Origin of the sequence: Streptomyces naganishii JCM 4654 (assembly GCF_014650575.1) — a bacterium.
Taxonomy (GTDB): Bacteria; Actinomycetota; Actinomycetes; order Streptomycetales; family Streptomycetaceae; genus Streptomyces; species Streptomyces naganishii.
In genome coordinates this window covers 195,568-215,793 of record NZ_BMVF01000013.1, presented here as the reverse complement: position 1 = coordinate 215,793, position 20,226 = coordinate 195,568, and the positions used below count along the sequence as shown (strand labels likewise).

At 73.9% G+C, this 20,226-nt stretch carries 15 protein-coding genes; 8 read left to right on the top strand and 7 right to left on the bottom strand.

The genetic code is table 11. The annotated features are described in order from the left end of the window. The first annotated feature begins 9 nt into the window (after positions 1 to 9). From IE217_RS23785 to rodA, 6 genes are all read left to right on the top strand, one after another. Positions 10 to 876: an SMP-30/gluconolactonase/LRE family protein gene (locus IE217_RS23785; protein WP_308432763.1), complete on the top strand. Its 867-nt coding sequence runs from the start codon at positions 10 to 12 to the stop codon at positions 874 to 876. Beyond that, positions 873 to 2,312, top strand: a complete 1,440-nt coding sequence (locus IE217_RS23780; RefSeq protein ID WP_190179947.1) for a glucose-6-phosphate dehydrogenase — start codon at positions 873 to 875, stop codon at positions 2,310 to 2,312. Before IE217_RS23785 ends, IE217_RS23780 begins: the two co-directional genes overlap by 4 nt. Further along, complete coding sequence (locus tag IE217_RS23775) at positions 2,309 to 3,550, top strand: FUSC family protein (RefSeq protein ID WP_190179946.1); 1,242 nt, start codon at positions 2,309 to 2,311, stop codon at positions 3,548 to 3,550. Before IE217_RS23780 ends, IE217_RS23775 begins: the two co-directional genes overlap by 4 nt. Before the next feature lie 95 nt (positions 3,551 to 3,645). Continuing rightward, complete coding sequence (locus tag IE217_RS23770) at positions 3,646 to 3,999, top strand: VOC family protein (RefSeq protein WP_190179945.1); 354 nt, start codon at positions 3,646 to 3,648, stop codon at positions 3,997 to 3,999. Positions 4,000 to 4,251: 252 nt separating this feature from the next. Beyond that, positions 4,252 to 5,964, top strand: coding sequence for an LCP family protein (locus IE217_RS23765; RefSeq protein WP_190179944.1), 1,713 nt, complete (start codon positions 4,252 to 4,254; stop codon positions 5,962 to 5,964). A 162-nt stretch (positions 5,965 to 6,126) separates the two neighbouring features. After that, positions 6,127 to 7,317: a rod shape-determining protein RodA gene (gene rodA, locus IE217_RS23760; protein ID WP_190179968.1), complete on the top strand. Its 1,191-nt coding sequence runs from the start codon at positions 6,127 to 6,129 to the stop codon at positions 7,315 to 7,317. Here the strand turns inward: rodA and ftsW are convergent. Both ftsW and IE217_RS23750 read right to left on the bottom strand, forming a co-directional pair. Next, positions 7,229 to 8,590 (bottom strand): putative lipid II flippase FtsW, encoded by a 1,362-nt coding sequence (gene ftsW / locus IE217_RS23755; protein WP_229865546.1) that lies wholly within the window; start codon positions 8,588 to 8,590, stop codon positions 7,229 to 7,231. The genes rodA and ftsW overlap by 89 nt on opposite strands. A 136-nt stretch (positions 8,591 to 8,726) precedes the next feature. Then, the gene (locus IE217_RS23750; protein ID WP_190179967.1) at positions 8,727 to 9,554 is read right to left on the bottom strand and encodes a hypothetical protein; all 828 of its coding nucleotides are present in this window, start codon (positions 9,552 to 9,554) and stop codon (positions 8,727 to 8,729) included. 226 nt (positions 9,555 to 9,780) lie between these two features. Between IE217_RS23750 and IE217_RS23745 the strand changes: the two genes are divergently transcribed. Continuing rightward, positions 9,781 to 11,151, top strand: a complete 1,371-nt coding sequence (locus tag IE217_RS23745) for an FtsW/RodA/SpoVE family cell cycle protein (protein WP_190179966.1) — start codon at positions 9,781 to 9,783, stop codon at positions 11,149 to 11,151. A 183-nt stretch (positions 11,152 to 11,334) separates the two neighbouring features. On the opposite strand, the gene IE217_RS23740 is transcribed toward IE217_RS23745, so the two are convergent. Beyond that, positions 11,335 to 14,658, bottom strand: a complete 3,324-nt coding sequence (locus IE217_RS23740) for an acetyl-CoA carboxylase family protein (protein WP_190179943.1) — start codon at positions 14,656 to 14,658, stop codon at positions 11,335 to 11,337. A 5-nt stretch (positions 14,659 to 14,663) separates the two neighbouring features. Next, on the bottom strand, positions 14,664 to 15,671 hold the full coding sequence (locus IE217_RS23735) for an NADP-dependent oxidoreductase (RefSeq protein ID WP_190179942.1): 1,008 nt from the start codon (positions 15,669 to 15,671) through the stop codon (positions 14,664 to 14,666). Positions 15,672 to 15,916: 245 nt separating this feature from the next. On the opposite strand from IE217_RS23735, the gene IE217_RS23730 reads away from it, so the two are divergent. Then, on the top strand, positions 15,917 to 16,291 hold the full coding sequence (locus tag IE217_RS23730; RefSeq protein ID WP_190179941.1) for a VOC family protein: 375 nt from the start codon (positions 15,917 to 15,919) through the stop codon (positions 16,289 to 16,291). A gap of 68 nt (positions 16,292 to 16,359) precedes the next feature. Here IE217_RS23730 and IE217_RS23725 read toward each other — a convergent pair whose 3' ends face one another. The 3 genes from IE217_RS23725 to IE217_RS23715 form a co-directional block, all read right to left on the bottom strand. After that, on the bottom strand, positions 16,360 to 17,472 hold the full coding sequence (locus tag IE217_RS23725) for a serine hydrolase domain-containing protein (protein WP_190179940.1): 1,113 nt from the start codon (positions 17,470 to 17,472) through the stop codon (positions 16,360 to 16,362). Between the two features lie 63 nt (positions 17,473 to 17,535). Further along, positions 17,536 to 18,783, bottom strand: a complete 1,248-nt coding sequence (locus IE217_RS23720; protein ID WP_190179939.1) for a cytochrome d ubiquinol oxidase subunit II — start codon at positions 18,781 to 18,783, stop codon at positions 17,536 to 17,538. Then, complete coding sequence (locus IE217_RS23715; RefSeq protein WP_190179938.1) at positions 18,780 to 20,207, bottom strand: cytochrome ubiquinol oxidase subunit I; 1,428 nt, start codon at positions 20,205 to 20,207, stop codon at positions 18,780 to 18,782. Before IE217_RS23715 ends, IE217_RS23720 begins: the two co-directional genes overlap by 4 nt. Positions 20,208 to 20,226: the final 19 nt, after the last annotated feature.

Sequence of the window (20,226 nt, the reverse complement as noted above, 5' to 3'; positions counted from 1 at the left end):
CATGGGACCGTGGGCACCAGGAAGGTGGCGGCAGTGCGGGTCGAGCAGGTCACCGAACCGGTGGCCTACCACGGTGAGGGGCCGGTCTGGTCCGGCGTGTGGGGTGGCCTGCGATGGCTGGACATGCTGGCCGGGGACGTACTCTCGCTCGCCCCGGACGGCACCGTCGCGCGACGCCACGTCGGCACGGTGGCCGCCGCGATCCGGCCCCGGCGCGGGGGCGGCGCCGTGATGGGCATCGAACGCGGCTTCGCCCTGGAGGACACGGACGGGAAGCTCACCGCCCTGGATCCCCTGTGGGGCGCCGAGGAGCGCCTCCGCATGAACGAGGGCGGATGCGATCCGGACGGACGCTTCTACTGCGGCTCCATGGCCTACGACGTCCGGCACGGAGCCGGCTCCCTGTACCGGCTGGACCCCGACGGCTCCACGACGACCGTCCTCGGCTCCGTGACGATCTCCAACGGCCTGGAATGGAGCCCCGACGAGAGCCGCGCGTACTACGTGGACACCGCGACCGGCCGCATCGACGCGTTCGACTACGACCGCGAGGGCGGCCTCAGCGGACGCCGCGCCTTCGCCGCCGTCCCGGACGGCCCGGACGGGCTGACGGTCGACGCGGAGGGCGGGGTGTGGGTCGCTCAGTACGGCGGGGGCTCGGTGCGCCGGTACACCCCGGACGGCACGCTGGACGAGGTGATCGGGCTTCCGGTCACCAAGGCGACGGCGTGCGCCTTCGGCGGCCCCGGACTCGGCCGTCTCTTCATCACGACCTCGCGCGAGCACCTCGGCCCCTCAGAGGAGCCGCGGGCGGGCGCGGTGTTCGCCTGCACGCCGGGTGTCACGGGAATGCCGGCCCGGGAGTTCGCCGGATGACCGCCGGCCGCCCCGCGCCCCGGGAGCCCGGCGAGCAGGGGCAGACGCTGGTCGTCATCGGCGCACGCGGCGATCTGACGGCGAGACTGCTCCTTCCCGGCCTCGGAGGCCTGGTCGCCGCGTCCGGGCTGACCGATCTCCTCCTCGTCGGCAGCGACCGGGGCCAGTGGAGCGACGAGGAGTGGCGGGCGCTCGTGGCGCGGGCGTTCGCGGACGGCGACGCGAGCGGCCCGGCCGTCGACACCGTCGTCCGCAACGCCCGCTACGTCGCCGCCGACGCCACCGACGACGACGGCCTGCACCGCCTGCTGGCCTGCCGCAAAGGCCGCCTCACCCTGTACTTCCCGCTGCCGCCGGCGGTCACCGTCGAGGCGTGCCGGGCGCTGGCCCGGACCGGGCTGCCGCCGGGCACGCGCCTGGTGCTGGAGAAGCCCTTCGGCACCGACGCGGCCGGCGCCACCGCGCTGAACGAGTTGCTGCACCGCCTCGTGCCCGAGGACCACGTGCACCGCGTCGACCACTTCCTCGGCATGTCGACCGTCCTCAACCTCCTGGGCGTCCGGTTCGCCAACCGGGTGTTCGAGCCGCTGCTCACCGCCGAGCACGTCGAGGCGGTCGACATCGTCTTCGACGAGACCCTCGGCCTCGAGGGCCGCGCCGGCTTCTACGACGTGACGGGCGCCCTGCGGGACATGATCCAGAGCCATCTCCTCCAGGTGCTGGCGCTCGTGGCGATGCTCCCGCCGAGCACGCTGGACCAGCTCGACGTACGGGACGCCAAGGCGCAGGTCCTGCGGGCGACCCGGGTGTGGGACGACCGCCCCGGGCGATTCAGCCGTCGCGCCCGCTACACGGCGGGCACGGTCGACGGCCGTGCCCTGCCGTCGTACGCCGACGAGGCGGGGATCGATCCGGCCCGCGGCACGGAGACCCTGGCGGAGGTCGTGTTCGCGGTCGACACCTGGCGGTGGGCGGGAGTGCCCTTCCGGGTGCGGTCGGGCAAGGCGATCGGCGCACCCCGGCAGGAGGTCACGTACTGGTTCAAGGCTCCCCAGCACGTCCCGCGCGGGCTCCTCGGCGAGGCCGTGGGAAACCGGCTGCGCATCGGACTCGGTCCTCGCCGCCTCCAGTTGGAGATCAACATCAACGGTCCGGGCGACCCGTCCACCGTCTCCCCGGTCACGCTCGACACCAGCTTCGGGACCGGTGATCTGCTGGAGTACGGCGAGGTGCTGCGGGGCGTCCTCGAGGACGAGCAGCCGCTGTCGGTGCGCGACGACATGTCGGTCGAGTCGTGGCGCATCGTCGAGCCGGTCCTCGACGCGTGGCGCGAGGCCCGCGTCCCGCTCGACGAGTACCGGGCCGGCAGCGCGGGCCCCCGGGGGTGGGAGGACCTCGTGGCCCGCCGGAACGGCGAGGGCACGGCGCCGGTGTGACGACCCGTGCGTCCTCGCGTGCCGCGGCGGCGGGCCGCGGCCGGCTCGGCGCGGTGAAGCGGGAGGTCTCCCGGGCCGGGGCCCGTGTCAGGGCGGAGTTCTGGCCGATCGTCCAGCAGACCCTCGCGGCCACCGGGGCGTGGCTGATCGCCCGGCACCTGGTGCACCACCACGAGCCGTTCTTCGCGCCGGTGGCGGCCGTCGTCGCGCTCAACGCCGCGCGCGGCGAGCGGGGCACCAACACCGTACGACTGCTGCTCGGCGTCGGCGTGGGCATCCTGACGGCGGAACTCGCGCTGGCCGTCCTCGGCTCCCACGGGTACGGGACGCTGGCGTGCGCCACCTTCGCGGCCATGCTCGTCGCCGTACTGCTGGGCGGGGAACGGATCGTGATCGCCCAGGCGGCGGTCAGCGCCATCCTCGCCGTCGTCACCTCCAACGCCGAGGCCGGGCCCCAGCGGTTCACCGACGCGCTGATCGGCTCCGGCGTGGCGCTGCTGGCGAGCCAGATCCTCTTCCCGCCCGAGCCGGTCGCGCTGCTGCGCAGGGCCGAGACGGCCACGGCCGGCGCGCTCGCGCACGCCCTGGAGCCGGCCGCGCTCGCTCTGCGGCACCCGGAGCACGTGCTCACCGACCAGGAGGTCCTCGACCGGCTGCGCGCCGCGCGGGAGGCGCTCGTCGAGCTCGACAGCGCCCGCAGCAGAAGCACCCGGGTGGCGAGCCGTTCGCTGCTCTGGCGCGCTCGCGGCAGATCCGCGCTGCGGGAGGCCAAGGGCGCGGGACAACTCGTTGTGCTCGGCGGCAGTTGCCTCGCACTGGTGCGCGTGGTCATGTTCGCCCGCTCGTACGGCTCCCGGGCCGGGCCCGCCCCCGACGAGGCGGAGGACGTGCTGGCGCTCTCCCTGGCCATCGGCGGGCTCGGCCGCGAACTCGGGGAACTGCGGGCGCGGCGCGCCGCGGCGAGTGCCGCGCAGGAGGTGCTGCGCCGGACGGCTCAGACCGGCGAGCACGGTCTGCCCGCCGTCCGTGAGGCCCTGCGGATGGTGGCGCTCGACACCATGCTGTTCGCCGGGGTCGACCGGGACGAGGTCGCCGCGGCGCAGCGGGCCGGCTGGGAGGGCGAGCAGAGCGTGGAGGGGCACGTCGGCACCCCGGTGCGGAGTTTCACGGTCCGGCTCCGGGGACGACGACGGCCACGGCCACCGGACGGTGACGGCCCGCGGCGAGGCGGCGGTTGAGGGCGCGGCGGGACGGCACCCGAGGGCGGCGCGGCCCGGACGGTCCTTCGCCCGCTGCCGGCTTCGAGACGGCCCCGGCGGGCTAGGCTCTGCCGATGACCTTGGAATGGGAACAGGTAATCGTTCACTCGGCGGACCCCGTGGCCCTGGGGCAGTGGTGGGCCGACGCTCTCGGCTGGGTCGTGGTCCACGCCTCCGACGACGAGTTCGAGATCCGCCCGGCGCCGGACCGCATGCCGGGCCTGGACTTCGTCCGGCTCGACGAGGCGAAGAAGTCCAAGAGCCGGCTCCACCTGGACTTCAGGCCCGACGACCAGGCCGCCGAGGTCGCCCGCCTGCTGGCCCACGGCGCCCGCCGCGTCGACATCGGCCAGGGCGACCAGTCCTGGGTGGTCCTGGCCGACCCCGAGGGCAACGAGTTCTGCGTCCTCGGCCGGCGACGCCAGTAGCCTTCGGGCACGAGGCGGCACCGCCGCGCCGGCCGGGACGGGGCGCGCACGGGCGGCCGGCGTTCTCCTTCTCCCCGGTTCGGCGCGCCGCCGCAGGTCCGGGCCGGGGAGAGGGCGGCGACCGGTGTCGCGCGGCCGGATTCATTTGCTAGATTGCGCAACCAGGCAACGCCTGTGCTGCCCGCGCCGCCCGTCGTGCGACGCCGCTGATGCCCGTTTCGCCGGGCCCGACCGTTCCTTGGGAGTGTGACAATGAGCGACCCGTGGGACGGCCCTGGGGGTCAGGCCACACGCAGCCGCACCTCGCGCGTGCCCGGGCAGCGGGACGCCGAGCCCGGCGCGGGCCGCACCGCGGACGGGCGGGCCGCGTCGAGGAAGTCGTCCCGTTCCCAGGGCGGGCGCGGAGCGCGGTCACGCCCCAGGAGCCGGGCCAGGCGGGTGCTGCGGATCAGCGGGATCGGCCTGGCGGTGCTGGCGCTGGGCGCGACCGGCGCCGGCTGGTGGGTCTACCAGCACCTGAACGGCAACATCAACAGTGTCTCCCTCGACGGCAAGGGCGGCACGGAGAAGGCGGACGCGTTCGGCCGCACCCCGATAAACATCCTGGTGATCGGCTCCGACGGCCGGACCAGCTCGGAGGACTGCCGGCTCGGCGGCGGGTGCGCGCAGACAGGTGTGCAGTCGGAGTCCGGCAGCAACGCGGACGTGGAGATGGTGGTGCACATATCGGCCGACCGCTCCAACGCCACCGTGATGAGCATTCCCCGCGACACCATGACGCGGATCCCGGCCTGTTCGGACGCGAAGTCGGGCCGCGCCACGGGCGGCTACTACGGCCAGATCAACAGCGCGCTCCAGTACGGCCCCGCCTGCCAGGTGGCCACCGTCCACCAGCTCACCGGCATCCCCATCGACCACTTCGTGAAGCTGGACTTCGCGGGTGTGGTGAAGATGTCCGACGCGGTCGGCGGTGTGTCCGTGTGTGTCAGCGACGACGTCTACGACACCTACTCGCACCTGAAGCTCGCCAAGGGCGCCCACACGCTCAAGGGGGTCGCGGCCCTGGAGTTCGTCCGCTCCCGGCACGGTTTCGGCGACGGCAGCGACCTGGGCCGCACCGGCACGCAGCACCTCTTCCTGAGCGCGGTGATCCGCAAGTTCAAGAGCGCCGGCACGCTCACCGACCCCACGGCGGTCTACGGCCTCGCGGACGCCGCCACCAAGGCGCTGACCGTGGACGACGCCCTCGGCAGCGTCAAGAAGCTGGTCGGGCTGGCCTTGGACGTGAACAAGGTGCCCGCCCACCGGATGACGTTCACGACGATGCCGACCGCACCCGATCCGGCCAACCGGGACAGGGTGGTCGTGGGCGCGGGCGCCAAGGAGCTCTTCGCGGCCGTCGCGGGCGACCGCTCGCTGACCGCGGGCGCGAGCGGCAAGTCCGGGGCGACCGGCCCGAGCGCGAAGGCCACCGCCGACGCGCCCGCCGTGCCCGCCTCCCGGATCGCCGTGACCGTCGAGAACGGCACCGCCCTCACCGGCCGGGCCTCCGCCGTCGCCCGCGCCCTCACCGACCAGGGCTTCAGCCCCGCCACGACCACGAGGAACGCACCGGCCTCCGCCGACAGTACGTCGCTCACCTACGGCCCCGGGCAGCAGGGCGAGGCACGGACGGCCGCCGAAGCCCTGGGCCTGCCCACCTCGCACCTGAGGCAGGGGACCGCCCGCGGCCTGATCCTCGTCGTCGGGGGCGACTGGCCCAGCGGCACCACCTACCCGGACAACTCCCCGTCCGCGTCCGCCGATTCGGGCACGGCGGTCCCCAACGCCCATGCCCAGACCGCCGACCAGGCCAAGACCTGCGCCCCGGTGAGCCCCTACCGGACGGTCAAACTCGACGGCATCCCGATGACCCCGTCCCAGGCGTACACGGCGGCGAAGGGCGTGCCGGACTCGGACGCCTGAGCGCCCGGCGATGGTTACACACTTACGCAAGTGACAGATGGTAGTGTCTGGCTCCGTCCCGGTTCCCGCACGGCCGTCGTGCCGTGAGACGAAAGAAGGGGAGGCGACGGCGGCCATGTGTCTCGTACCGGCCGTGACACACCTGCTGAGCGGTGTGCGGTGCTGACCGGGGGCGGCCCCTCGGCGTACTGGTCCACCCGGCCCGCGGGGTGGCGGTCCCGTCTGGCGCCGGGCTCGACGCTGCGGCGGCTGGACTGGCCGCTGCCCGCGGCGGCGCTCGCGCTGTCCGTGCTGGGGGCGGTGCTGGTGTACTCCGCCACGCGCGGGCGCACCCAGCTGACCGGCGGCAACCCGTACGCCTTCTTGCAGCGCCACGTCATCAACACCGTCATCGGCGTCGCCCTGGCGGCCGTCGCGGCCCGGCTCGGCCCGCGCCGGCTGCGCGATCTGACCCCGGCGCTCTACGGCCTCACGCTGCTGATGGTGCTGCTGGTGCTCACCCCGGTCGGCGCCACCATCAACGGGTCGCGGCGCTGGATCATCGTCGCCGGCATGTCGATCCAGCCGGCCGAGTTCGTCAAGGTCACCATCGTGCTGGCCATGGCGGTGCTGCTGGCCACCAAGGTGGACGCGGGCGACCGTCAGCGACCCGACGCGCGCGGCGTCGTCGAGGCGCTGGCCGTGGCGGGTGTGCCGGCCCTGCTGGTACTGCTCACCCCGGACCTCGGGCAGTTCATGGGCATCGGCGTCATCGTGCTGGGAGTCCTGCTCGCCTCGGGGGCGTCCGCCCGGTGGGTCGCCGCCCTGCTGGCCGCCGGGGCGCTGGGCGCGCTGGCGGTGTGGCAGCTGCACCTGCTCGACCAGTACCAGGTGAACCGGTTCGCCGCGTTCGCCGACCCGGCCCTGGATCCCTCGGGGGTCGGCTACAACACCGGCCAGGCCCGGATCGCGATCGGCGCCGGGGGACTGCTGGGGCAGGGCCTGTTCCACGGGGCGCAGACCACCGGGCAGTTCGTGCCCGAGCAGCAGACCGACTTCGTCTTCAGCGTCGCGGGCGAAGAGCTGGGCTTCGTGGGCGCGGGGGCGCTGATCGTCCTGCTGGGCGTCGTGCTGTGGCGGGCGCTGCGGATCGCCCGCGCGTGTCCCGACCTGTACGGCACGCTGGTGGCGGCGGGAATCGTCGCCTGGCTGGCCTTCCAGGCGTTCGAGAACATCGGCATGAACCTGGGCATCATGCCGGTCACCGGGCTGCCCCTGCCGTTCGTCAGTTACGGCGGCTCGTCGATGTTCGCCGGCTGGATCGCCGTAGGCGTCCTCGAAGGCATCCGGCTGCGGCGCCCGCTGTCCGCCTGACCGCCGCCGCGGGGGTGCGGCCGGGGCGGTGACGCCGCGCCGCGAAGGCGCGGACGGGCTGCGGGCGCCCGCGGGACGTCAGCGCCGCCCGGACCGAACGCTCGCTGCGGGCCGCGGCCAGCAGGATGCCCACGGCGTACATGACCGCGATCAGCGCGCTGCCGCCGTACGAGACCAGGGGCAGGGGCACACCGGCCACGGGCAGCAGGCCGAGGACACCGCCGATGTTGATCGTCGCCTGGGCCGCGATCCAGGTGACGACCGCGGCCGCGACGAGCCGGACGAACGGCTCGGTGGCGCGTGCGGCGATCTTCAGTCCGGCCGCGCACAGGGCGGCGAACAGCCCGAGCATGGACAGGATGCCGACCAGTCCCAGTTCCTCACCGCTGACGGCGAGGATGAAGTCGGTGTGCGGCTCGGGGAGTTCGCCCCACTTCTCGACGGACGCGCCGAGGCCCGCTCCGAACAGGCCGCCGGTCGACAGCGCGTACGTGCCGTGCACCACCTGCCAGCACTGGTCGGCGGGTCCGGGGTCCGTCGCGCCGAGGCAGGCGAACCGGGACACGCGGTGGGCGCTCGTCGTGATCAGCAGGCCGGACAGCGCACCCGCGCCCAGGAGCGCCCACACGAACAGCCGCACCGGCGCGCCGGCGACCCAGAGCAGGCCGAAGAGCAGCGCGCACAGGATGACCGCGGTCCCCATGTCCCCGCCGAGCAGCACCAGTGCGACCAGGAGGAGGGCGCCGGGCACCAGGGGCACGAGCAGGTGCTTCCACTGCTGGAGCCGCCGCCGGTGCTGCACGCGGGCGAGCAGGTCCGCGCCCCACACGACGAAGGCCGCCTTGGCGAACTCGCTGGGCTGCACCGCGAACGGCCCGCCCAGCGCAAGCCAGTTGGTGCTGCCGTTGACGGTACGGCCCAGCCCCGGAACCTGGACCAGGGCCAGCAGGGCCATCGTGCCCGCGAGGAGGGGGAAGGCGAGGAGCCGGTGCCCTCGCACCGGCAGCCGGGCGGCGCACACGAGCAGGACCGCGCCCACGGCGGCGGCCATGGCCTGCTTGCGCAGGTAGAACGTGGGCGGCAGGCCGTAGCGCAGGGCCAGGATCTGGGAGGCGGAGTAGACCACCCCCAGGCCCAGTGCCGCGAGGAGGACGGTGCTTCCGGCCACCACGTAGTACGGCGTCAGCGGCCGGTTCCAGGCCCGCCGCAACCGCGCGGCCAACGGCCCCCGTCCCGGTCGCCCCTGTGGTGTTCCGCTCCCGCCCGCCCGCACGGCTGGGTGCACGGTCGCGCCCGCCCGGGCGCTGGATGCCGACCTGTTCACGGGGACACTTTAATAGTTGCGCAGTTATTTGATTGTGCAGGCCCGTGGCTGGCGCGTTGGCCGTCGGCGGGCGTTCCCTGCGGGTTCAGGCGGCGGTGGGAGCGGCGACGGCGACCACCGTGCCCGCCTGCCCCGCCCCGGCGTCGCGGCGCACCCAGCCCCGGTCCGACTTGGTGCTGCTCCACTCGCGGTCGCCGAAGGCCACGGAGGTGAGGTGGAACTCGGCGGCGTGACACACCATCCACACGGCGACGGTCCAGCCCGTCCGCGCGTCAGGGACCGCGTAGGTGACGGTGCCGGAGCCGGCGGACGAGGGCGGTGGCAGGCCGGGTCCGAACTCCCGCCGTGCGGCCTGAGTGACCGTCATGCCTCCCTGCTGCGTGGAGGGATGAGCGTCGGACCCGGTCAGCGTGCAGGTCATGGCGGCGCCCTCGCGCCCGGTCAGCGCGGCGGCCAGGAGTGCCGCCGTGTCCTCGTGCTGGGCGTACGCCTGCGGGTAACCGCTGTGCTGGACCTGCTGCGCGGCGGCCGTCACGGACAGGCCCAGGTAGCCGGGCACGTTGACGAGGGCGTCGTAGAACTTCCCCGTCGCGTGGACCGGATCCAGTACCTGGGCGGGGGTTCCCCAGCCCTGCGACGGGCGCTGCTGGAAGAGGCCGAGGGAGTCTCGGTCGCCGTAGTCGATGTCGCGGAGCTTGGACTCCTGGATCGCGGTCGCCAGGGCGATGGTCACCGCCCGTTCCGGCAGTCCGCGGGAGCGGGCCACCGCCGCGATGGTCGCCGCGTTGGCCGCCTGGCCGACGTCGAGCGTGACGGTCGTGCCGTCCGCTCCGCGTGCCGTGCACCCCTCGGCCGGCGACGGCCAGTTGTACCGGACGACCAGATATCCCGCCAGGGCCAGTGCCAGACCCATCCCCACGGCCACCAGCCACCTGCCCGGCCGCCTCCGTACTGCCACGCCGGCTTCTCCGTCCCCACGACCTACAGTTGCGTTATTGCGCAAGTGTATATTGATCGTGGCGGACCCCGGACGACGGACCGCGGTCCACCGAGGGGACGGCATGAGCACTCGACGTGCGTCACGCGCCGGCGAGCGCGTGCCGGCCTGGCGGGCACCGAATCCACGCGCCCGGCAGCCGATGACGCGTCCACGCGCCCAGGAGCTGGTGCTCGTACTCGCCGCCGTACTCATCTGCGGATACGGCTACGCGGAGACGGAACTGGCCGTCAGAGGCGCCCTGCCCCCCGGCTTCGCGCCGCGATGGGCGGCTGCCGCCGCGCTGCCGCTGGCTGGCCACCTCGCCGTCCGCCGCTTCGCGCCGTACGCCGACCCGCTGATCCTGCCCCTGGCCACCCTGCTGAGCGGCCTCGGGCTGGTCCTCGTCCACCGCCTGGACATCGCCTACGCGGCCCACTACCGCTCGGCGGCCGCCGCTCCCGGCCAGATGACGTGGTGCGCCATCGCGATGGCGGTGTTCGCCGCGGCGGTCGCGGTGTTCCGGGACCACCGCCGGCTCCAGCGGTACCCGTACCTCACCATCACCGTCGGGCTGGTCCTGCTGATGGCCCCGGCCTTCTCGCCCGGCGACGTCTACGGCGCCAAACGGTGGGTGTTCATCGGGCCGTTGTCCTTCCAGCCGGGCGAGTTCGTCAAGATCGTCATCGTGGTGTTCTTCGCCGGATACCTGACCCTGCGCCGGGACGCGCTGGCCCTGTCCGGCCGCCGTGTCATGGGCCTGTACCTGCCGCGCGGCCGCCAGCTCGGACCGGTCGCCGCCGTGTGGATGCTCAGCCTGCTCGTCCTGGTCTTCGAACGGGACCTCGGCACGTCGCTCATCTTCTTCGGCCTGTTCGTGATCATGCTGTACGCGGCCACCGAGCGCACGAGCTGGGTGCTGTGCGGCGTCCTGCTGTTCGCCGTCGGCGCCTTCGTCGTCGGCTCCTTCGAACCCCACGTCCACGGCCGCGTCGTCGCCTGGCTGCACCCGATGGACATCTACCTGCCTCCCGCGCAGCGCCCCGCCGGACTCGTCTCCGACCAGGCCGCCCAGGCCCTGTTCAGCTTCGGCTCCGGAGGCATGCTCGGCTCCGGGCTCGGACAGGGCCACCCGGAGCTCATCGGCTTCGCCGGGCGCAGCGACTTCATCCTCACCACCGTGGGGGAGGAGCTCGGCCTGACCGGCGTGACCGTCGTCCTGCTCCTCTACGCGCTGCTCGCCGAACGCGGCCTGCGCACCGCCGTCACGGTGACCGACCCCTTCGGCAAGCTCCTCGCCGCCGGACTGGCCACCTCCCTCGTGCTCCAGGTCTTCGTCGTCGCCGGCGGGGTCACCGGTCTGATCCCCCTCACGGGCAAGGCCCTGCCGTTCCTCGCCCAGGGCGGTTCCTCCATGGTGGCCAACTGGCTCCTGGTCGCCCTCCTCATCAAGGTGAGCGACACCGCCCGCCGCCCGGCCCCGGCCACGGCCACGGACCCGAGTGCCGCGCAGACTCAACTGGTCCGTACATGACCCGCGCCCCGGCCCGCCGGCCGCGACCCGCTCCGGTCCAGCGGAATCCGAACTGCGGCCGCGCGAGGCCTGGAACAGCGGCTCCGGGAAGCCGGGAGCCCGCGACTTCCTCCCGCACACGGCGTCGACCGCGCCCAGGGCTCCCGGCCGCGTGAACCGCGGCCGGAAGCCCCGGCTCGCACCTCACCAGGTGTCGACGCAGGGCCGGCGCTCGCTGTTGACCCAGTGGTCCCGCGCCGGCGCGGGCCTGGCGAGGAGGGCGGCCGCGACGACCGCCCGGGTCTCCGCCGGGTCGATCACCTCGTCGATCTCCAGGTGGCGGGCGGCGTTGACCGCGCCGCCCTGCTCGTAGCCGAGGGCGACGAGCCTGTCGAACTCGCGCTGCCGCTCCGCCGGATCGCCGATCGCCGCGAGGTAGTCCCGCGCGCCGAGCCGCACGGCCCCCTCGATGCCCATGCCGCCGAACTCCCCGGTCGGCCAGCTGACGGTCATCGCGGTGTTGTGGAAGCCGCCGGCCGCCATGGCCATGGCACCCAGCCCGTACGCCTTGCGCAGGACGACCGTGACCACGGGCACGGTCATGTTCGCGCCGAGGACGAACAGGCGCGAGAAGTGCCGCACGGCCGCCTGCTTCTCGGACTCCGGTCCGACCATGAACCCCGGGGTGTCGCACAGGGACACGACGGGCAGCGCGTAGGCGTCGCAGAGCTGGAGGAACCGGGCGATCTTGTCCGCGGCCCACGCGTCGAGGGCGCCGCCGCCCGCCGACGGCTGGTTGGCGACGACCCCGACCGGCCTGCCGTCTAGACGGGCCAGCGCGGTGACGGCCGCGGTGCCGAACCCGGCCCGCAGTTCCAGGACCGAGCCGAGGTCGAAGAGCCCCGTGAGGACCTCGCGCACGTCGTACACGTGCTTGCGGTTCTCGGGCACGACGTGGCGCAGCGCCCGCTGATCGGGCGCCTCGAACTCCGGCAGGCCGCCCTGGAAGTAGCTCAGGTACCGGCGGGCGACCGCCGCCGCCTCGGCCTCGTCCGCGACGACCACGTCCACCACGCCGTTGCGGCTGTGCACCGCGACCGGGCCGACCTCCTCGGGCGTGAAGGAACCCAGGCCGCCGCCCTCGATCATCGCCGGCCCGCCCATGCCGATCGTGGAGTCCCGTGTGGCGATGACGACGTCGCAGGTGCCCAGCAGGGCGGCGTTTCCGGCGAAGCACCGTCCGGCCGCGATGCCGATGGTGGGGACCGTACCGCTGAGCCGGCCCATGGAGACGAAGGTCGTCAGATGCAGCCCCGCCACGACCGGCACGTCGGTGTCGTTGGGCCTGCCGCCTCCGCCCTCCGCGAAGAGGATCACCGGATGCCGCCGCCGGTGGGCGATCTCCAGCAGACGATCGGTCTTCCGGTGGTTGTGGTACCCCTGGGTCCCGGCCATCACCGTGTAGTCGTACGCCAGCACGGCGCAGGTCGAGCGGTCCTCCGGGAAGACGTCGCCGTTGACGCGGCCCAGGCCGGTGACGATGCCGTCCGCCGGGGACTTGGCCTCCAGGTCGGCCAGTTCACGCCGGCCGCGCTGGGCGGCGACCGCGAAACCGCCGTACTCCACGAGCAGGCCGTCGTCGGTGACGGCGGCGATGTTCTCCCGCGCGGTGCGCTGCCCGCGCCGGTGCCGTCGGGCGACCGCGTCGGGCCGGGCCTCGTCCAGCCTTCGCCGCCGTCCCTCCAGCAGCGCTTCCAGGTCCGGCCGTATGCGGGCGGGATCGGCGCGCGAGCCGTCGCCGTCCGCGTCCTCGGCGGCGTCCCCGGTCAGTCGCAGGACGACGAGGGCGTCACCCTCACTCACCGTCTCGCCGGGCGGGACCGTGACGGCGACGACCACCCCGGCCGCCGGCGCCCGGACCGGGTACTGCATCTTCATGGCCTCCACGGTGAACAGCGCGTCGCCGCGCGCCACCGCCTGCCCCGGCACCACGTCGACCGCGCAAAGGACACCGCCCAGGGGCGCCCGGACCGCATGGCCGCCGGGCAGGGCGCTTCGGTCCCCGCCGCCGGAAAGGTCTTCGGCCGGTGGGGGAGAGGGGACGGGTTCGAAGTCGGCGGCCCGTCGCAGCAGCGCCTCGGTGTTGCGCTCGACCCACGCGGTGTCGCAGGCGCCCGCGGCGAAGTCGGGGTGCGCGAGGACGGCCCGCTGGAACGCCAGGTTGGTCCGCACCCCTTCGATACGGCACTCGGCGAGGGCGTGGGAGGCGAGCCGCACGGCCGCCTCGGCGTCGGGGCCGTGGGTGATCACCTTCGCCAGCAGGGAGTCGTAGCGGGGGTTGAGGGTGAGACCGCGGTAGCCCGCCGCCTCGACGCGCACCCCGGCGCCCGTCGGGGTCTCGAACTCGGTGAGGGTGCCGGTGGAGGCGACGACCTCGCCGCCGGGGCGCGGTTCCTCCGCGTTGACGCGCACCTGGACGGCGTGACCCCGCGGGGCGGGCACGCCGTCCTGCTCAAGACCCAGGTCCGCCAGCGATGCGCCGCCGGCGAGCCGCAGTTGCAGGACGACGAGGTCGATGCCGAGCACCTCCTCGGTCACGGTGTGCTCGACCTGGAGGCGGGGGTTGGTCTCGATGAAGCAGAAGCCGCCGTCCGGCCGCGCTAGGAACTCGACGGTGGCCGGCCCGGTCACGCGCGCCGTCGCGCCGAGGCGCACGGCCGCCTCGAGCATCCGCGCGCGTGCCGCACCGGACAGGACCCTGCTCGGGGCCGACTCGATCAGCTTCTGGTGGCGGCGCTGGATGCTGCAGTCCCGGTCCCACAGATGGGTGACCCGTCCGTGCCGGTCACCGACGAGCTGCACCTCCACGTGGTGGGCGCGGGGCAGGTAGCGCTCGATGTAGAGGTCGCCGTTGCCGAAGGCCTGCCGTGCCTCGGCGGTGCACTCGGTGAAGGCCCGCTCGACCTCGGCCCGGTCGCGGGCCACGCGCACACCCCGGCCACCGCCGCCGGACACCGCCTTGACGACGACGGCCGCCCCGGGGCCCAGTTCGGCCGCCTCGCGGTCCCAGAAGGACAGCATCTCGCCGACGGTGGTGGGACGGTGGGTGCCCGGCAGCACCGGAACTCCGGTGTCCGCGGCCAGCCGGCGTGCGCGGGCCTTGTCCCCGAAGAGCTCCAGCGTCTCGGCGGCGGGGCCGACCAGCAGGACGCCGGCGTCCCGGCAGGCTCGGGCGAGTTCGGGGCTCTCGGACAGGAACCCGTACCCCGGGTGCAGCGCGTCCGCGCCCGCGTCGACGGCGGCTTTCACCACCGCCGCCACGTCCAGGTAGGCGGCGGGACCGGTGCCGGCCAGCACCTGGACCTCGTCGCAGCGCCGGACGTGGAGGCAGGCCGCGTCGTCGGCCGACCGCACGCCCACCGTCGCGATCCCGAGGGCCCGGGCCGCCCTGAGGACACGGCAGGCGACCTCGCCCCGGTTCGCCACCAGGAGCTTGCGGATCGGGCCGTCCCGGGGCCCAACGGTCATGGCGGTCACGCCAGTTCGAGGACGAGCTTGCCGGTGTTCTCCCCGCGGAACAGCATCTGCAACGTCCCGGGGAAGTCGTCCACACTGCCCCTGACCACATGTTCCCTGACCTTGACGCGGCCGGCGCCGATCCAGGCGGAGATGTCCCGCGCGGCCCGCGCGTAACGCTCGGCGTAGTCGAACACGACGAAACCCTCCATACGGGCCCGGCGCACCAGCAGCGAGAGGTAGTTGGACGGGCCCTTGACCGGCGTGGCGTTGTTGTACTGGCTGATGGCGCCGCAGACCACGACACGCGCGTGCATCGCCAGCCGGGTCAGGGCCGCGTCGAGGATGTCTCCTCCCACGTTGTCGAAGTAGACGTCGATGCCGTCGGGGGCGTGCCGGCGCAGGGCCCTGCGGACGTCCTCGGCGCGGTAGTCGACCGCCGCGTCGAATCCCAGCTCCTCCGTCAGCATCGCGCACTTCGCCGGTCCGCCGGCGATGCCCACCACCCTGCAGCCCTTGACCTTCGCGATCTGGCCCACGATGGTGCCCACCGCCCCGGCCGCCCCCGACACCACGACCGTCTCGCCCTCCTTGAGCGCCCCCACCTCCAGCAGGCCGAAGTAGGCGGTCATGCCGGGCATGCCCAGCGCGCCGAGGTACGTGGAGGGCGGGGCGAGCGCGGTGTCGATCTTCATGGCGCCCCTGCCGTCGGAGACCACGTACTCCTGCACGCCGAAGGTGCCGACCACATGGTCGCCCGGCTGGAAACCGGGGTGGTGGGAGGCGGTGACCTCGATGACCGACCCGGCGCGCATCACCTCGCCGATGGCCACGGGCGGGAGGTAGGAGGGACGGTCGTCCAGCCAGCCCCGCATCGCGGGGTCGAGGGAGATGACGCGGGTGCGACCGGCGAAGCGGCCGGGACCGGGCTCCTCGACGGGCCCGTCGAGGAGTTCCCAGTCCTCCGGCTTCACTTCGCCCACCGGGCGGGCGGCCAGACGGACTTGGCGGTTGGTCGCGGACATCACGCCTCCTGTCGAGTACGGCTCGCCGCAGCGTACCGACTGGTAGGTACGACCATGTGTGTGACGTCCGGCACAGTCGGCTGGGCGGGCCGCCGTCGTCCGCCGGGCGTACCGGATCCTGCCGTCGCCGGGGCCGTCGCCGGCGCGGGGACGAGGCACCGCCGCGCATGTCCGCGGCGGTCATGGGTACGACCCCTCCCGTACGGGGAGCCACGGAAGTGGCCGCAGAGCGAAGGGTGCCGCAAGTGATCCGAAAGCTGCAGGCGATCGCGCTGGACTGTGCCGATCCGGTGGGGCTCGCCGAGTTCTACGCCGAACTCCTCGGCGGCCGGGTCGTCAGGGACGAGGAGGATTCCGGCTGGGTCGAGGTGCACGGCTTCGAGGGAACGCCGCTGGCCTGCCAGCGGGTGGACGGCTACCGGCCGCCCGAGTGGCCGGGTCAGGAGCGTCCCCAGCAACTCCACCTGGACTTCGACGTGGACGACCTCGACGGGGAGGAGAAGCGGGCGCTCGCCCTCGGCGCGACCGTGCTGGAGCGCACGGACCAGGTCCGCCCGGGGGCCAACTGGCGGGTCTACGCCGACCCGGCGGGCCACCCGTTCTGCCTCTGCTTCCACTGACCCCGCCGGGGCCGTAGGGGAGGCCGGGGAGTTGCCCGCCGGGCCGGGCGCCGCCGTCGCTGTCGCCGTCAGCGGCGCAGGCCCTGGAGACCGTCGTAGGCGGACAACACGAGGTCGAGACCCCGGGTCTCCTCCGCGGGCTCGCGCATCTGGTTGGTCACGTACGCCACCGCCATGCGGGAGTCGGGGTCGATCATGAGCAGGGAGCCGCCCCAGCCACCCCAGCCGTAGGTGGTGCCGAACAGGCCGTAGCCCAGGCCCCAGCGCATCGGCATGCCCAGAACGCGGTCCTGGCCCTCGAACTGGACCTGCCGGGCGCGCTCGGTGCCCGCCCCGGACAGCAGGCGCACGCCGTTCAGGGTCCCCCCGCACGCCATGACCGACTGGACGAGGGCGACCGAGCGGGCGTTGCCGAACCCGCTCGCCGCGGGGATCTGCGCGCGGCGCCACGCCATGCCGTTGCCGTCCCGCACGCGGATCCCGGTGCCGGACGCGGGGGCCGCGTCCGCCCCGCGAGCGCTCGCGGCGTAGCCGTCGTCCTTCCCCGGCGGCGGGACCAGGCGGGCGACCCGGTCGTCGTGCTCGGGGGACAGGCCCATGTGGAAGTCCGCGCCCAGTGGCCCGGTCACCTCCTCGGCGAGGAAGCGCCCGACGCTTCGGCCGGTGATCCGGCGCACGACCTCGCCGACGAGGAAGCCCTGGGTGAGCGAGTGGTATCCACCGTCGGTCCCCGGCTCCCAGCGCGGGGCCTGCGCGGCCAGCGCCGAGGTGGCGGCCTGCCAGTCGCAGAGGTCCTCCAACGTCACCGGGGCGTCCCACTCGGGCAGGCCCGCGGTGTGCGAGAGCAGGTGACGTACCAGCACCTTCTCCTTGCCCGCGGCGGCGAACTCGGGCCAGTGCCGGGCGACCGGCGCGTCGAGGTCGAGTGCGCCGCGGTCGGCCAGGATCAGCGCGCACAGCGCCGTCATCGTCTTGGTGACGGACCAGACGTTCGTGATCGTGTCGCGCCGCCACGGCACCGTCCGCCCGCCGTCGGCGAATCCGCCCCAGACGTCGACCACGGGCTCGCCGTCCACGAAGACGGCCACGGAGCCGCCCGCGTCACCGGCGTCGAGCAGCGCGGCCAGCGCGCCCGGCACCGCGGAGAAGAGGTCGTCGTACGTGCCGTGAATATCAGTCACGTCCGGTATTGAGCCCATTGCGGCAGGGCGCCGTCAATCGAATACCGGGGCGCCGGGGCGGTCTCACTCCCCGTTGCCCGGCGGCCGGGTGCGGGGCGGCGCGGACGTGCGGCGGGCCCGCGGTCCGCCGGCGCGTGCCCGGCGCCGGGTGAGAGTCTCCACCGCGAGCCGGACGGCGGCCGCGGCGAGGACGGCGCCGGCCGCGAACCGTTCGCCGCGGCCGGCCGGCCGCGGCGCCGCGGGCGCGGGCGTCTCGGCGCGCTGCTGGGCCTCGACGGCCTGCCGCAGCCCCTCGGAGGGCGGGCTCTCCTGGAGCCTGCTGTGCTGTTGCAGCCAGTAGAGGTAGGAGAAGGACGGCACCACCAGCAGTACGGCCAGGGCGGCGACCACCAGTTCGGCCAGCAGGGCGGCCCGGGGCGCGCTGCCGGTCCGCAGGTCGAGGACGCCCGGGAGCAGCCAGGGGTACTGGGCCCAGCCCCAGGCGCCGATGACGCTCACGACCGCGAGCGCGGCCGTGACCCGCAGCAGAACGGTCCTGCGCGCGAGGACCAGCACGAGCGCGGCGGCGCCCGCGGCCACGGACAGCACGACCAGCGGCAGCGCCGGCCCGAAGAGCCGGTGGAAGACGTACGGGGTGCTGGTGCGCATCAGGGCGAGGTTGACCGCCGCGATCACCCCGGTGACGAGGCCCGAGACGACCGCGCGGCGGGAGAAGTAGCGGACCATGTCCGGCTCGCCGCGACGGTCGCAGTCGCCGACGAGATAGACCGCGCCGATGTAGGCGCAGGCGGCGACGAACAGGAACCCGGTGACGAGGGCGACCGGGGAGGTCCAGGCGGCCAGGACGTTGCCGGTGGGCCGCACGGGCACGCCCCCGTCGGCCACGGCGCCGATGACGGTGCCCAGGAAGAACGGTGTGACGAGCGACGAGGCCGCGAACAGGGCGCCGGACAGCCGCTTCATCGCCGGGCGTTCGGCCTCGTGCCGGAAGGAGAAGCCGATACCGCGGAAGAACAGTCCGAGCAGCGACAGGCACAGCGGCGCGAACAGGGCCGTCATGACGGCGGCGAAGGCGGCGGGAAAGCCGGTCCAGACGATGACGAACCCGTAGACGATCCAGACCTGGTTGCCCTCCCACACCGGGGTCACGGAGGCGTCGACGGCGGCCCGGGGCTCCGCGCCGCGTTCGGCGCCTCCGGCCAGCAGGTCCCAGATGCCTCCGCCGAAGTCCGCGCCGGCGAAGACGGCGTAGGCGGCCATGGCGGCGAACAGCACGACGGCCGTGGCGACCGCCTCGGGGGAAGGGCTCACCACGGGGCCTCCGGCGCGGACGGCTCGTGCCCGCCGGGGGCCGGCCGCTGCCGGCCGTCCGGCCCACCGGGCCCGCCGGGCCCACGGGACTCGCCCGGCCCGCCGGGTCTCTCCTTGCGCCAGCGCAGGCTCATCAGCCACGGCAGGCCGATCGTGACTCCGGTCAGCACGAAGTAGACGACGAGCACCACCGCCAGCGTGACCGGCACTCCGGCGGCCGGCGTCACCGCGTCACGGGTGAGCAGGACGCCGTAGACGGTCCACGGCTGCCGGCCGACCTCGGTGACGATCCAGCCGCACTCCATGGCCAGCACCGCCGCGATCCCCGCCACGGCGGCGGGCACGAGGAACCAGCGGGTGCGGGGGAGCGCCCGGCGGAAGCGCCAGTGCCAGCCCAGCCAGGCCCCGAGGGCGAGCAGGGCCATGCCGACGGCGACCATGACGTCGAAGGCGACGTGGAGCATGCTGGGCAGCGGTGGCCGCAGGTCGGGCGGCACGCTGTTCCAGCCGACGACCTCGGTGTCCGGTGAGAACCCGACCAGGATGGAATCCAGGTAGGGCACCCCGATCCCGAAGGCCACCTCGCCGTTGACCCAGATCCCGCCCAGCCACTCGGTGACATGGGTGCCGGTCTGCGGGACGAGTTCCATCGCGGCGAACTTCACGGGCTGCTGCTCGGCGATCGCGCGCGCGGCCACGTCCCCGACCACGACCTGCGCGGGCGCGCACACGGCGCCCATGACGAACGGGATCAGAAAGCCCAGCCGGTGGTAGCGGTCCCAGCGGCCGCGCAGCAGCCCCACCGCGTACACACCGGCCACGGTGAACCCGGTGACCATGTACGCGGCCAGGACCATGTGCGGCACCTCGTAGGCGCTGGCCCTGTTGAAGATCACCGCCCAGGGGTCCACGGAGGCCACCCGGCCGTCGCGCAGGGTGAACCCGGACGGCTGGTTCATCCAGGAGTTCGCGGCCACCACCGACCACGCGCCCAGCACCCCGGAGAGCACCATCGGCGTGCCGGCCCACCAGTGCCACCACGGTGACATGCGGCGCCACCCGTAGAGGTAGATCGAGGTGAAGATGGCCTCGACGAAGAACCAGATCCCCTCGACGCTGAACGGAACGCCGTACGCCGCGCCGAAACGGCCCATGAGCCCCGGCCACAGCAGGCCCAGCTCGTAGGAGAGCACGGTGCCCGAGACCGCGCCCACGGCGAAGATCACCGCCATCACCTTGGACCAGCGCCGCGCCAGCAGCAGGGCCGCCGCGTCGGCACGCCGCAGGCCACGCCAGTGCGCGTAGAGCACCGCGGTCGGGAACGCGATGCCGAAACAGGCGTAGATGATGTGGAAGCCGAGGGAGGCGCCCATCTGGGTGCGCGCGGGCACGGCGCCGGCCGCATACAGTTGGTGCACGATCATCCGCGGCCCCCCGCGAGCG